A 14,296-nucleotide genomic window follows, 5' to 3' on the forward strand; every position below is an offset into this window, starting at 1 on the left:
CCGGCCCCTTTGGGGATAAAGCCGGGTGAGGCGTTACCGCCCCTGCTTTCTCAGCAGATACACAAAGTAAGGCGCACCGATAAACGTCGCCAGCAGCCCCGCCGGAACCTGATTCGGGAACAGAATCATCCTGCCGCACCAGTCAGCCAGAATCATCAACATCCCCCCCAAAATCCCGGCAATCACTATCTGCGGCATCGCCCTGCGGAACCCAAGCATGCGAGCAATATGTGGTGCCATCAGTCCGACAAAGCTTAATGGGCCCACGATTAACGTTGCCGTGGCGGTCAGCGTTGCAGCCAGTAACAACAGCGCAAAACGCGATGGCGTTAATGCCATACCAACCGCTCTCGCCGTCGCGCCACCCAGCGGCAAAATCACCAGCCAGCGGCGGAACAGCGGCGTTATCGCCAGCAGGATAGCCATAACCACCAGCGTTCTTACCGCCTGATCTCCGGTAACGTTATAGGTCGAACCTGAGATCCAGGTCAGCAGCGTCGCCATACGCGGATCGCCGCTTGCCATCAACATCATCAATAACATGGTAAATGCGGTGCTGAGCGCCATCCCCGCCAGCAACATACGCTGCGGCGAGAAGCCTCCACGCCCGGCAGCAAGCATGATAATCAGTAACGTCACCGCCGCGCCAAGACTGCCTGCAGGCAGAAGCCAGACAAAGGCGTTTCCAGGCACGATAAACAGCATAAGTACGACGCCGAACGCCGCGCCGGAGCTAATCCCCAGCACTTCCGGGCTTGCCATCGCATTGCCGGTTAACCGCTGGATCAGGCAGCCTGCAACCGCCAGCATCACGCCTGCGGTCAGAGCAGCCATAACTCGCGGCCAGCGCCACGGCAGCACGTCATCAAAGAGCGCGCCGCTCAGCCAGCGCCAGCCATGAGCATCGCGCCCCAGAGCCAGCGCGGCGGTAATCACCAGCAGCAGAACGCCAAGGCTTATTACAACCCACAGCAGAACGCGCTGACGTTCGGCCTGCACGTGGTCTCCTGCGCTCATTGACGGCGCACCGCTGGTACGCAGGCGCGGCAGCAGCCACAGCAGAATAGGCGCGCCGATGAGCGCGGTAATGGTGCCGGTAGAAACCTCACCCCACACGCTGGAGAGCCAGACCACAACCTGGTCAGAAAGCCAGAGGATCAGCGCGCCAATCACCGGGGCCAGGAATAAACGAGCCGCCAGGCGACGAGCGCCTAACATTTTTGCCAGCAGAGGCGCGAATAGCCCGATAAAACCGACAATACCGACCGCGTTAACCAGCTGGGCGCTGAGAACAATCGCCAGCGCCAGCGTTGCCAGCCGTACCAGAGAAAGCGCCAGGCCGAGGTTACGGGCTACGCCATCGTCCAGCCCCATCAGCGTTAACGGGCGCAGCAGCAACAGCGTTAGCAGCAGGCCGCCCAGCAAACGTGGCCACAGGCTTTCTACGCTGCTCCAGTCCTGCTGGTTGAGCGAGCCGGTACTCCACAGGAACATATTCTGCAGCTGATCGTGGTGGAAGATAGCCAGCAGCTGGTTGACCGCGCCGCAGTAAAGGCTCAGTACCAGGCCCGCAAGAATAAGCGTGACCGGCGACATGCGCTTGCCCCAGGCAACGCCGAAGACCAGCAGGCCAACCGCTGCCGCGCCAATCAGCGCCGCAAACGGCTGGGCCGTCTGAGGTAGCACCCAGAGCGTGGCGACAGTGACGCCAAGCTGAGCGCCGCTGGCTACGCCAAGCGTGGTCGGTTCCGCCAGCGGGTTACGCAGCACCTGCTGGAATAACACACCGACGAGCCCCAGCCCGGCACCGACCAGCAGCGATATTGCCAGGCGCGGCAGCAGGCTGAAGTGAAAGAGCATCTGTTGAATATTGTCGATATCCGGCGCGACAAAGGCACTACTCCATTGCCCGGAAGGCAGCACGCCGCTCATGTTATGCAGCGTCAGCCAGAACGCACAGACAAACAGCCCCAGCAGCAGGCCGGCAGGGAAAATCACGTGACGTCTATTCATGCCAGGTTCCTCAGGCCGTCATCCAGCACGCGGGCAAAGTGCATCGCCGACATCGTCGTGCCATAGAGCCAGACGGCGGGAACCTGCTGGAAACGGTTCTGGCGGATAAACGGCATCGCTTTCCACAGAGGCGTCGCGGCAACCTGGCGGGCTATCGCTTCGTTTTTATGGTCAAAGCACAGCACATCGGCGTCTTTGATCGCCGCCAGGCGCTCAATCCCCACCACCGCGGTTCCCCAGAAGTTGGTCTGTTCCTGCCAGGCATTCGTCACCCCCAGCAGATCCATCACCTGTTCGAATAAGCTGTGCTTGCCCACCACCAGCGCATGGCGGTTATCCAAAAATGACATCAGCAGCACCGGACGGCTACCGCGAGCGGCAAAGCGGGGCTTCATGCTGGCAATAAACGCATCAAACTCGGCCAGATGGTTACTGGCAGCCTGCTGCATGCCCAGCGTGTCGCCCAGCTGAATTAACGATTTACGTGCAATATCCAGCGGCTTGCCGGAACCGTCGTTAAAATTGAAACCCAGTCCGGGCGCAATGCGGGTGATTTTCTCCGGCGAAGGTCCGTAGCCAGCAGAATAGAGAATTAAAGAGGGTTTTAGCTGCGCCATCAGCTCAAGGTTAGGCTCGGTGCGCAGGCCAACGTCCACCACGCCTTCCGGCAGCTTAGGTTCGTTAACCCAGATTTGGTAATTAGGAATATCGGCGACGGCCATTGGCGTGACGCCGAGCGCCATCATCAGCTCAACGGGCAGCCACTCCAGGGCGATGATGCGTTTTGCATCCGGCACCGCCGCCTGCGCCGCTGGAAGCCTCAGCAGCAGCGGTGAAAGCGCCATCGCCGCCAGAAGGCGGCGACGGGTCAAAAGAAAGTCATTCATACGGCTCATCAATAAACAAAACTTACCGGCGCAGCCCCCGCCGGGTGCGGCAGGATGCCCATCGGAATACCGTAGATGTGTTCCAGCGTATCGCTTTGCATCAGCGCCTCTGGCGTACCCTGGGCGATCATTTCCCCACCGCGTAGCGCCACAAGGTTATCGCAATAGCGTGCGGCCATATTGATATCGTGCAAAACGGCAACCACCGTCAGGCCGCGCTCCTGGCTCAGGCGATGAATCAGCGCCAGCACGTCCACCTGATGGGCAATATCCAGCGCGGAGGTAGGTTCATCGAGCAATAAACAACGGCTATCCTGCGCCACCAGCATGGCAATCCACGCCCGCTGACGTTCACCGCCGGACAGGCTATCCACCAGACGATGCGCAAACGGCTTCAACCCAACCAGGCTAATTGCCTCATCGACCAGCTCGCGGTCAGCCACGCCAAAGCGCCCTAATGCCCCATGCCACGGATAGCGGCCAATCGCTACCAGCTCGCGAACCGTCATCCCCTCAGCGGCCGGAAGCTGCTGGGGAAGATAGGCGACCTGACGGGCAAAAGCTTTGCTGCTCCAGCTGTCCAGCGGCTGCGAGTTAAGCAGGATCTCACCGTCCGAGGGCTTCTGGTGGCGACCCAGCATTTTCAGCAGCGTCGATTTACCAGAACCGTTGTGACCAATCAGACCGGTCACTTTTCCCACCGGGAAGGTGATGGATAGCGGATGAAGCAACGTGCGACCGGGCACGCGGAAGGTCACATCAGTGAGGCTAAAAGTGGTGTCGGGCTGAAGGTGTTTATCCTGCATGGTAGCCATCTTAGTGAAGGGCACGGCGAACCGTGCCCGGGAGACAAGTTAGAAGCGGAAGGTCGCGGTAGCAACCACCTGACGTTCAGCGCCCCAGTAGCATGCATAGTCACGGTAGCAGCTTGAGACATACTCACGGTTGAACAGGTTGTTGACGTTCACAGCCACGGAAGAGCCAGGCAAGCCGAATCGAGCCAGATCGTACTTAACCATAGCATCGGCAACGGTATAGCTCGGCACGTTAAACGTCTCGTTCACCTGCGGGCCGGAAGCATAGAAGCTGGACGTTGCGCCGACATAACGAGCACCAGCCCCGAAGGTGAATCCACTCAGTGCGGTTTCGTGGAAGGTGTAATCAGCCCACAGGGAGGCCATGTTACGTGGCACTTCTGCCGGGCGTTTACCCTGATACAGCGTGTCATGAGTATATTCAGCATCAGTGTAGGTGTAAGAAGCGGTCAGGTTGATATTCGCGCTAACGGCGGCTTTGGCTTCGAGCTCCAGGCCACGGGAGCGAATTTCTCCCCCCCTGAACACTAAAGGCATTATCGTTAGGGTCGACAGTTAAGTTCTTGTCTTTCGTCAGATGATAAACGGCAGCGGTGACCGTGACCGGCATGTCTTTAGGTACGTATTTCACGCCAGCTTCGTACTGTTTACCTTTAGACGGATCGAATGGCTTACCTTGTTTGGTAGAGCCTGACACCGGTTCAAAGGATTCGCTGTAGCTCACGTAAGGAGAGATGCCATTATCGAACAGATAATTCAGGCCACCACGCCACGTGAATTGGTTATCGCTAACTTCAGCCAATGTTCCTGAGGAGCGCGTAAACGTAGACGTTTTAGCAAAATCATATCGGCCACCCAGCGTCAGAACGAACCGGTTCCACTCCGCCTGATCCTGCATGTAAAGTCCCGTCTGCTGCTGACGGTTAATGACTGCATAAGGGAAGTTAGTCACAACGTTCGCGTTGCCGTACTGCGGATTACTCATGCTAAGTGGGTCTGCAGAGCCATACATAGCGTCAATGTCGTTGCGCATACGCATGTAATCAACGCCGGTCAGCAGGGTATGGTCAACCGCCCCTGTGGCGAATTTAGCCTGCGCCTGAGTATCTACTGAGAAGTTATTGAGGTCTTCGTCAGAACGAACGTAGGCACGGCTAATCTGTCCTGGAGCGACATAGCCATTCCCGTAAACGGAATCATAGAGCGTGTGAATACGCGTATAGCGAAGATTCTGGCGAACGGTCCAGGTATCGTTGAACTCGTGCGCGAAGCTATAGCCAACCATTTGCTGGCGACGAGACATTTTGTTGTCTCTCTCACCTTCATTGAAATCGGTAGGCAATTTGTGAGAGCTGCCGTTGGCATCAACGTAAGGAACAACCGTGCCCTGGCGAGGAAGCCAGCCGTAATAACCCGCGTTAGGATCGCTTTGGAAGTTACTCAGGAAGGTGAAATCTGTTTTGTCATCCGGGCGCCAGCTAAAGGATGGGGCAATAGCGTAGCGGTTTGATTTGACCATTTCTTGCTGGGCATTTTCGCTGCGGCCTAAGCCAGTCAGGCGGTAGGAGAATTCACCGTTATCATCCAGCGCATCGCTGAAGTCAAAACCGGTTTGCCACAGGTTGTTAGTGCCCATCTTAAACTGAATTTCGTGCAGCGGCTCGGTAGTCGGGCGCTTGCTGACCATACTCACTACGCCGCCTGGATGGCTTTTACCATAAAGCACAGACACAGGGCCACGCAGCAGCTCAACACGTTCCAGGAAATAAGGATCCATAGAAGCTTCAGAGTAGTTATCTCCCTGCAGTTTCATGCCATCCAGATATTGGTTAGTGTTAACGGTCGAAGATGTCGTGAAACCACGAATGGAGACCACGTCATAAGTTGAAGAACTTCCGCGAGTAGAGAACACGCCAGGCGTGTAATCCAGGGCTTCTTTCACCGTCTGCGGCTGACGGGTATCCATCTCTTCGCGGGTCACCACCGAAATAGACTGCGGGGTCTTTTCAATCGGGGTATCGGTTTTGGTCGCCGTGGCGCTGCGCTTGGCGGCGATGGTTGGCGATGGACCCCATGCGCTTTCGGCCGGCACCGCGGTGGCAGAAACGGTAATTGTGTCTTCTTTTTTGGTCGTGCCGGTATCCGCCGCGAAGCTATTTGCGCTGACGGTGCCCACCGCCGCCGCCACGAAAAGGGCAAGCTTACGGACAGGGTTTTTGGCTGGCTGACCAGGGAGTGAACGCGCCATGATATTTTCTCTGGTGAAGTAGTAAATGATAACGTAAACGATAATTATTATTATGCCCGCAGGATAATAGACGAAACGTTTGCTGCATAGCAAGCGCTTCACATCCGCGCGGATACTAAGGGAATAAGAAATAACCCGATGGTTTATGAGGTGTTATTCAGGTGTGAAATTTAAGATAAGGAACGTCTTATCGCGGGCAATAAGGCGAAAAAAAACCTCTCCCGTTTCGGGGAGAGGTTTAGGTTGAAGTTAAACTTAATTACTGCCGAACATATCCTTAATCCAGCCCGCAACGCCGTCGCTTTTCTGTTCCTGAGCGGGTTGTTGCTGCTGCTGAGGCTGCTGCTGCGGTTGTTGCTGCGGCTGCTGGCCTGCTGGAGCCTGGCTGAACGGATTAGCAGACTGCTCTTCCTGCTGGCTCTGCTGGCAGAGCGCACTCGGGTTCGTCGTCCAGACCGGCAGAACGCGATCGCCACCGCCGCTGCACTGGAAGTAGCCCGCACCGTTCACGCTCATATCAACGATATCTTCCGGCTGAGTCAGATCCAGCGGGATCGGTGACTGGTTCGCCAGATAACGCTGATACAGCGACATCGCCCCGCTGGCGCCATACAGCTTGGTCGGCTGGTTGTTATCGCGGCCGACCCAGGTAATGGTCACTTCACGACCGTCAATGCCGGCAAACCAGGTATCGACGTTGTTGTTGGTGGTACCGGTTTTCCCCGCCAGGTGCAGGTTCGGGTACTTCCCGCCCAGCGCACGTCCCGTACCGCGAGCCACCACCTGCTGCATACCAAACAGCGTCAGGTAAGCCGCCTGCGCAGGCACTGCCTGTTCCGCCTGCGGGAAGCTCTGGTACAGCACGGTACCGTCTTCGGCAATCACCGAACGCAGCGCGGAGAGCGTGGCGCGGTTACCGCCGCTGGCGATAGTCTGGAACGCCTGCGCGACCTGGATAGGCGTCAGGTTCAGCGCCCCCAGGATCATCGCCGGCACCGGACTAAGCTGATCTTTTGGCACCCCAAGCTTGGTCCAGGTATCGGTAATAGCCGGTAAGCCAAGCGTCATGCCGAGGTTAACGGTCGGGACGTTCATCGAGCGCGTTAGCGCATCAACCAGCATCACCTGCCCGCTATACTGATGGTTATCGTTCTGCGGCGACCACACCTGGCCATTCGACAGCTTGATCCCAACCGGGGCATCGGCAAGCCAGGTATTCAGGCGGAATTTATCCGGCTGGCTCAGCGCCGTCAGATAAGTGGCCGGTTTTGCCAGCGAGCCAATCGAACGACGAGCCTGCAGCGCACGGTTAAAGCCGGCAAACTGAGGCTCAGCCCCGCCGACAACCGCCCGAACTTCACCGGTAAAGCGGTCAACAATGACCATTGCCGCTTCCAGATCGTTCAGCTTACGGGAAGCACGCAGCACCGGCACGCCTTCGGTCACCGCTTTTTCCGCCGCATCCTGAGACACGGAATCAAAGGTGGTGAAGATCTTCACGCCGGACAGGTCTTTCACCTTGTCGCCCAGCTTGTCCTGAAGCTCCTGACGCACCATCTGCATAAAGGCTGGCTGTGGGGAAATAACGCCCCCGCGAGGCTGCACGCCCAGAGGACGAGCGCTCAGCATGTCATACAGCTCCTGATCGATAACCTTTTGTTCCTGCAGCAGGCGCAGGACCAGGTTACGGCGTTCAAGCGCCAGCTTCGGATTACGCCACGGGTTATAGAGCGACGCGCCCTTAACCATGCCCACCAGCAGCGCCTGCTGGTCGAGGCTAAGCTCTTCCACCGGACGGCCGAAGTAATAAAGGCTTGCCAGCGGGAAGCCACGAATCTGATCGTCGCCGCTCTGGCCGAGGTACACCTCGTTCAGATACAGCTCAAGGATGCGATCTTTGTCGTAGCGGGCGTCCATGATCAGTGCCATGTAGGCTTCGTTAGCCTTACGCCACAGCGTGCGCTGGTTGCTCAGGAAGAGGTTTTTCACCAGTTGCTGAGTCAGCGTACTGCCGCCCTGCACCGCACGCCCGGCCGTCAGGTTAGCGACAACGGCGCGGCCAATGGAGTAAATGCTGATCCCGTCATGCTCATAGAAATGACGGTCTTCGGTCGCGATAAGCGTGTCTACCAGCAGATCCGGGAAACCGGAGCGCGGCACGAACAGGCGCTGCTCGCCGTTTGGCGAAGAGAGCATGGTTATCAGGCGCGGGTCGAGGCGGAAGATCCCGAAGCTGCGGTTATTATCCATGTTCTGGATAGATTCCAGGTGGCCACCGTCAAACACCAGGCGCGCGCGAATCTGCCCTTCTTTACCATCCGGGAAGTCAAACGGACGGCGAATCAGCTCGATGTTGTTCCCCTGCACGGTGAACTCGCCCGGACGCGTCATGCTCGACACCTGCCGATACTGAGTCGCTTCCAGCAGCTTCACCATCTCCGCTTTGCTGTAAGGCATATCCGGCTCAAGGTTCACCATGCGGCCGTAGACCGCCGCCGGAAGCTGCCAGACTTTGCCGTCAATACGGCTGCGGATCTGCTGATCGAGGTACACGCCGTAAATGACCAGCACCACAAAGAAGATGATCGCCAGCTTCACCAACAGCCAGAAGAAACGGCGTTTTTTCGACGGGCGGCCCGATCCTTTCCCCTTACCTTTTCCCTTACGCGGCGGCATTGGTTCCTCGTCTTCGTAGTCATCGTCTTCGTACTCGTCGTCGTAATCCTCTTCCTTGAGTCGACGACGGCTCACCTTCTCTTTCGCCGGACGCGTTGGTTTTCCTTTACGTCCAATAGGCTCGCGGTCATTCCCCGCCATGCATCTTCTCCACAAAAGTTCAGGCGCAAAGGCCCGATTCTCCGTTCTTCCGCGCAATGCGAAAGAAGAAATCTCTCAAAAAAACAGCCAGACATTCTTATCAGGAATGTCTTTTCATGTTTGCTCCCTCTCCCTTTAGGAGTGGGTTGGCGCTCTCAGGAATACTTCTTCGTGCGCCGGGTCGGCGCGGTATTCGCCGGATCGTCCGGCCAGACATGTTTTGGGTAGCGCCCCTTCATCTCTTTTTGTACTTCACGCCAGGCCCCGTTCCAGAACGCCGTTAAATCACGAGTTATCTGCAGCGGCCGCTGCGCCGGAGATAATAGCTCAAGCACCAGCGGAACGCGCCCCTCGGCAATGCAGGGCGTCTGGGCTTCACCAAACATTTCCTGAATACGCACCGCCAGCACCGGCGGATTTTCGCTGTCGTAGCGAATCGCAATCTGGCTTCCGGTCGGCACAGTGTAATGAGTTGGCAGAGCACTATCCAGCCGTTGACGCATCGGCCAGGCAAGCAAGTTGCTTAGCGCCCGGCTAAGGTCGATATTTTTCAGCGCCCGCAGCGAGTGCACGCCGCGCATTTCCGGCAGCAGCCAGTCTTCGAGCGTTGCCAGCAGCGATTCATCGTCTACCGCCGGCCACTTCTGCTCCGGCAGCAAGCGAGCGGCACAGGCCAGGCGTAAACGCAGTTGCTGAGCCGAAACCGACCACTCGAGCAGCCCAAGCCCGCGCTCACGGATCCCGTTTAAGATCGCCTGCTGCATTTCTTCTTCTGAAGGCTTCGCTAACAGCTGGGTTTTCACCACCAGCCTGCCGATTTGCCGACGGCGATACGCTTTTAACGATCCCCGCTCTTCATCCCACTCCACCGAATCACTTTCCGTCAGCAGGTGCGGCATCCGCGCGACAAGCTCTTCAACATCCAGCGGCAGCGCAAGCAGGATACGGGCATCCGGCGACTGGCTGCCCTGCAGCAGCAGAGGGGCAATCAGCCATTCATGCCGCGTCATGGCGTCGTCCTGCTCCAGCATAGCGCCCATCCCGTTCGCCAGCTGATAGCGACCTTCAGCCCCACGCCGCCGGGCGATACGATCGGCAAATCCGCTGGCCAGCAGCGGCATAACCAGCGAGATATCCGGCTCGCCGCCTCGCCCGTTCATTCTTTTCAGTAACTGAGTGGCTCTCTGCCGCCAGTTGCCGTTCCTGCTGTCGAAAAGAGACCGCAAATCACCGCCGCCCTGAGTACGCGGCGGCTCTTCGAGGATCGCCGCAAGCCATGCGGCGGTGGCCTGCTCATCCGCCGTTTTTGCCGTCACCAGCATTGAGGCGAGGCGCGGGTCGTTGCCCATCTGCGCCATTTTTTGCCCTTGCGCGGTTAACCGATGCTGCTCGTCCACGGCGCCTAGCTGATGCAGGAGACGGCTGGCGGCCGTCAGGTTTACGTCCGGCGGAACATCAAGCCAGGTCAGCTGACGCACATCCTGACAGCCCCACTGCAGCAGCTCCAGCAGCAGGCCGGACAGATCGCTTTGTAAGATTTCCGGTTCGCTCTGCGCCGCCGCACGTTCAGCCTGTTCGGCGGCAATCAGGTGCAGACAAATACCCGGCTCCAGACGCCCGGCGCGCCCTGCCCGCTGGGTCATAGAAGCCTGGCTCACGCGCTGGGTTACCAGGCGAGTCAGCCCGGTGCGGGCATCAAAACGCGCGACGCGCTCCTGGGCCGCATCCACCACCAGGCGGATCCCTTCGATAGTCAGGCTGGTCTCAGCAATGTTAGTCGCCAGAACCACCTTACGCGTTCCCGCAGCGGCGGGCAGAATCGCCTTACGCTGCTCGCTCAGGGGCAACGCGCCGTACAGCGGGCAAAGCTGAACGTCGCTTGCCACACGCTCTCTGAGCTGCTCCTGCACGCGCTGAATTTCACCCACGCCGGGTAAAAACAGCAGCAGCGATCCGGACTCTTCACGCATCAATCCCGCCACCGCGCTCGCTACGGCTTCATCAAAGCGCTGATGCGCCGGCAGCGCCATGTAACGACGCTCAACCGGGAAAGCCCTGCCCTCGGAGGTAATGACCGGCGCATCCGGCAGGCATTGCTGCAGGCGTTGATTGTCCAGCGTCGCGGACATAATCAGGATCTTAAGGTCATCGCGCAGCCCGGCCTGCACGTCAAGCAGCAGGGCCAGGGCGAGATCGGCCTGCAGGCTTCGCTCGTGGAACTCATCGAGGATCACAAGCCCAATGCCGCTCAGCTCGGGATCCTGTTGGATCAGCCGCGTTAAAATCCCTTCGGTAACGACCTCAAGGCGAGTATTCGGCCCCACGCAACTGTCGGCACGCATCCGGTAACCGACGGTTTCGCCCGGTTTTTCCCCCAATAATTCGGCCAGCCTTTGAGCAACGTTGCGCGCGGCAAGGCGACGAGGTTCAAGCAGCAAAATGCGGCCTTCCAGCTTACTCTGCTGAAGGATTTGCAGCGGCAGCCAGGTAGATTTACCTGCGCCGGTAGGGGCATTGAGCAAAATTTGCGGGGCATACTCGAGCGCTTTCAGCACTTCCGGCAGTACGGCCGCAACCGGTAATGAGGACACAAACGGCTCCAAAGGGTTAACATCAGCAGTCGCGCATTGTAGCATCCCGCCAAACCATAACCGAGAGACAACCATGGCCGAGAGTCGTCGCCTGTTTTTTGCCCTGACGTTACCGTCCGAGGTTCAGCAGCAGATTATCCACTGGCGTGCAGCCGAGTTTCCGCCGGATGCTGGCCGCCCGGTCGCCGCGGCCAATCTGCACCTCACGCTGGCGTTTTTAGGGGATGTTTCCGACGAAAAGCGTCAGGCGCTTTGCCGACTCGCGGGCCGTATTCGCCAGCCTGGCTTTACCCTGCGTCTGGATGATGCCGGGCAGTGGTTACGCTCAAGCGTCGTCTGGCTGGGCCCGCGCCAGGCTCCGCGCGGCTTATTGCAGCTGGCCAATATGTTACGCTCCCAGGCCGCACGCAGCGGCTGCTACCAGTCTCCGCAGCCGTTTCATCCTCACGTCACGCTGTACCGCAGCGCCCTTCGTTCCGCCGCGCTCCCGGCGCCGGGCTTCAGCTGGCAGTTCCAGGTCAATGAGTTTTCACTGTACGAATCCCTTTTTGAACGGGGAAGAACCCGCTATCAGGTGCTAGAAAACTGGCCGCTGACTAATAAGGAAGAGTAGATGGAATTTTCACCCGCACTGCAGCCCGCCACCCTCATCAAACGCTATAAACGCTTTCTGGCTGACGTAGTAACCGCCGAGGGCGAAACCATGACGCTGCATTGCCCTAATACCGGCGCAATGACCGGCTGCGCCACTCCCGGTGATACCGTCTGGTACTCCACTTCCGCCAGCGCAACGCGTAAATACCCCCATACATGGGAGCTTACGCAGACGCAAAAGGGTGAGATAATTTGCGTCAATACGTTACGTGCGAACGCGCTGGTCAAAGAGATGCTGACGACGGTTCCTCCCGCAGAACTTACGGGCTATAGCGCGATACAGGCCGAAGTTAAATACGGTGAAGAACGCAGTCGAATTGACTTTATGTTACAAGCGAGTAACAAGGTTAACTGCTATATTGAAGTGAAATCAGTCACGTTACTTGAGCAGGATAAAGGCTATTTTCCCGATGCCGTTAGCCTGCGGGGTCAGAAGCATTTAAGAGAGTTAATGAATGTGGTTCAGCAAGGAGAGCGCGCGGTGCTACTGTTTGCGGTATTGCATTCTGCTATAAATAGCGTCTCGCCAGCCCGCCACATTGATGAAAAGTATGCGCGGCTGTTAACCGAGGCGCAGCAGTGTGGGGTTGAAATTATCGCCTGGAAGGCAGAACTTTCTGCCGAAGGGATGACTCTAACTACGCCGTTGCCTGTCTATTTATGAAAGCATCTGGTTAAGGACAGATAACGTATTGTCTTTTTTATAGTCGGGTCGTTTCGCAAATAAGCTTTTCTTCACACGGTTGTCAAGAGAGGAGTTTATATAATTGCCATCCTGAAAAGCATCTGCTATTTATAGCGGCCTGATTTTACCCCGACAGGGGACCGATAAGTGCGTGTTAAGGAGAAACAACATGCAAGAAGGGCAAAAGCGTAAAACATCGTCCCTGAGTATTCTCGCCATCGCTGGGGTGGAGCCATACCAGGAGAAAACGGGCGAAGAGTACATGAACGAAGCCCAGCTGTCGCACTTCAAGCGCATTCTTGAAGCATGGCGTAATCAGCTCATGGACGAGGTAGATCGCACCGTTTCGCATATGCAGGATGAAGCAGCTAACTTCCCGGACCCGGTTGACCGTGCGGCCCAGGAAGAAGAGTTCAGCCTCGAATTGCGTAACCGCGATCGTGAACGCAAGCTGATCAAAAAGATCGAAAAAACGCTCAAGAAAGTGGAAGACGAAGATTTCGGCTACTGCGAATCCTGCGGTGTAGAAATCGGCATTCGTCGCCTTGAAGCACGTCCGACGGCTGATTTGTGTATCGACTGCAAAACGTTGGCAGAAATCCGCGAAAAACAGATGGCCGGCTAACGGCTCTCGGAAATGCCAGACCTCTATGGCGGGAGACTCTCCCGCCATATTACTTTATTGCTCCCCGAAAACATGTCAGCTCAACTCTATATTGGCCGTTTTGCCCCTTCACCTTCCGGTGAACTGCATTTTGGCTCACTGATAGCCGCCCTCGGCAGCTACCTCCAGGCTCGCTCGCAGCAGGGCCGCTGGCTGGTACGCATCGAAGATATCGATCCTCCCCGTGAAGTCCCCGGCGCCGCCGACACCATCCTCAAACAGCTTGAGCACTATGGGCTGCACTGGGATGGCGAAGTGCTGTGGCAGTCTCAGCGCCACGACGCCTATCGCGCCGCGCTGGAGTGGCTCCAGCAGCAGGGGCTGAGCTATTACTGCACCTGCACCCGGAGCCGTATTCAGCAGATTGGCGGTTTCTACGACGGCCATTGCCGGACGTTGGGCCACGGGCCGCAAAATGCGGCGATGCGGCTGATGCAAGACAATCCGGTGCTCAGCTTCCATGACGGCCTGCGCGGGCAGCTGAATGCGGACGTTGCTCTGGCGCGGGAAGATTTCATCATTCACCGCCGCGACGGCCTGTTCGCCTATAATCTGGCTGTCGTCGTCGACGACCATTTTCAGGGCGTGACGGAAATCGTGCGCGGCGCGGACCTGATTGAGCCAACGGTAAGACAAATCTCGCTGTATCAGCAATTTGGCTGGCCCGCCCCGGGCTATATTCATCTGCCGCTGGCGCTGAATGATCAAGGCGCTAAGCTATCGAAACAGAATCACGCGCCGGCGCTGCCGCAGGGCGATCCTCGCCCTTTACTGGTAGAAGCGCTGCGCTTTTTAAATCAACAAGTAGCGGGCGACTGGCAGGATCTGACGCTGGAAAGCCTGCTCGAACAAGCCGTGGTTAACTGGTCGCTTGATAATGTGCCGGTGAATACATCATTCTCAAATGCCCCGCACTGAGCTA

9 protein-coding genes and 1 pseudogene are annotated in these 14,296 nt (G+C 57.7%); 4 read left to right on the top strand and 6 right to left on the bottom strand.

Annotated features, from left to right (window positions below; translation table 11 throughout):
- Positions 1-33: 33 nt before the first annotated feature.
- The 6 genes and pseudogenes from fhuB to hrpB form a co-directional block, all read right to left on the bottom strand.
- Positions 34-2,013 (bottom strand): Fe(3+)-hydroxamate ABC transporter permease FhuB, encoded by a 1,980-nt coding sequence (gene fhuB / locus HX778_RS04635; RefSeq protein WP_176981392.1) that lies wholly within the window; start codon positions 2,011-2,013, stop codon positions 34-36.
- Positions 2,010-2,909 (bottom strand): Fe(3+)-hydroxamate ABC transporter substrate-binding protein FhuD, encoded by a 900-nt coding sequence (gene fhuD / locus HX778_RS04640; protein WP_176981393.1) that lies wholly within the window; start codon positions 2,907-2,909, stop codon positions 2,010-2,012. Before fhuD ends, fhuB begins: the two co-directional genes overlap by 4 nt.
- Positions 2,909-3,706, bottom strand: a complete 798-nt coding sequence (fhuC, locus tag HX778_RS04645) for a Fe3+-hydroxamate ABC transporter ATP-binding protein FhuC (protein ID WP_038475466.1) — start codon at positions 3,704-3,706, stop codon at positions 2,909-2,911. The genes fhuD and fhuC overlap by 1 nt, the downstream gene beginning before the upstream one ends.
- Positions 3,707-3,754: 48 nt before the next feature.
- Positions 3,755-5,963: pseudogene (gene fhuA, locus HX778_RS04650) on the bottom strand (ferrichrome porin FhuA).
- Between the two features lie 255 nt (positions 5,964-6,218).
- Positions 6,219-8,780 carry a bifunctional glycosyl transferase/transpeptidase gene (gene mrcB / locus HX778_RS04655; protein WP_038475467.1) on the bottom strand — a complete coding sequence of 854 codons (2,562 nt, stop codon included), beginning with the start codon at positions 8,778-8,780 and terminating at the stop codon, positions 6,219-6,221.
- Positions 8,781-8,935: 155 nt separating this feature from the next.
- Entirely contained in the window at positions 8,936-11,371 is a 2,436-nt protein-coding gene (gene hrpB, locus HX778_RS04660) for an ATP-dependent helicase HrpB (protein ID WP_176981394.1), read from the bottom strand.
- A 73-nt stretch (positions 11,372-11,444) separates the two neighbouring features.
- On the opposite strand from hrpB, the gene thpR reads away from it, so the two are divergent.
- The 4 genes from thpR to gluQRS all read left to right on the top strand — a co-directional run bounded on the left by thpR (position 11,445) and on the right by gluQRS (position 14,292).
- Entirely contained in the window at positions 11,445-11,984 is a 540-nt protein-coding gene (thpR, locus tag HX778_RS04665; RefSeq protein WP_038475470.1) for an RNA 2',3'-cyclic phosphodiesterase, read from the top strand.
- Positions 11,985-12,689 (top strand): DNA/RNA nuclease SfsA, encoded by a 705-nt coding sequence (gene sfsA / locus HX778_RS04670; protein WP_038475472.1) that lies wholly within the window; start codon positions 11,985-11,987, stop codon positions 12,687-12,689.
- Between the two features lie 190 nt (positions 12,690-12,879).
- Positions 12,880-13,335, top strand: a complete 456-nt coding sequence (gene dksA / locus HX778_RS04675; RefSeq protein WP_038475474.1) for an RNA polymerase-binding protein DksA — start codon at positions 12,880-12,882, stop codon at positions 13,333-13,335.
- A 72-nt stretch (positions 13,336-13,407) separates the two neighbouring features.
- Positions 13,408-14,292, top strand: a complete 885-nt coding sequence (gene gluQRS, locus HX778_RS04680) for a tRNA glutamyl-Q(34) synthetase GluQRS (RefSeq protein WP_176981404.1) — start codon at positions 13,408-13,410, stop codon at positions 14,290-14,292.
- Positions 14,293-14,296: the final 4 nt, after the last annotated feature.

Source organism: Cedecea sp. P7760 (assembly GCF_013386425.1).
GTDB classification, from domain to species: Bacteria; Pseudomonadota; Gammaproteobacteria; order Enterobacterales; family Enterobacteriaceae; genus Cedecea; species Cedecea selenatireducens.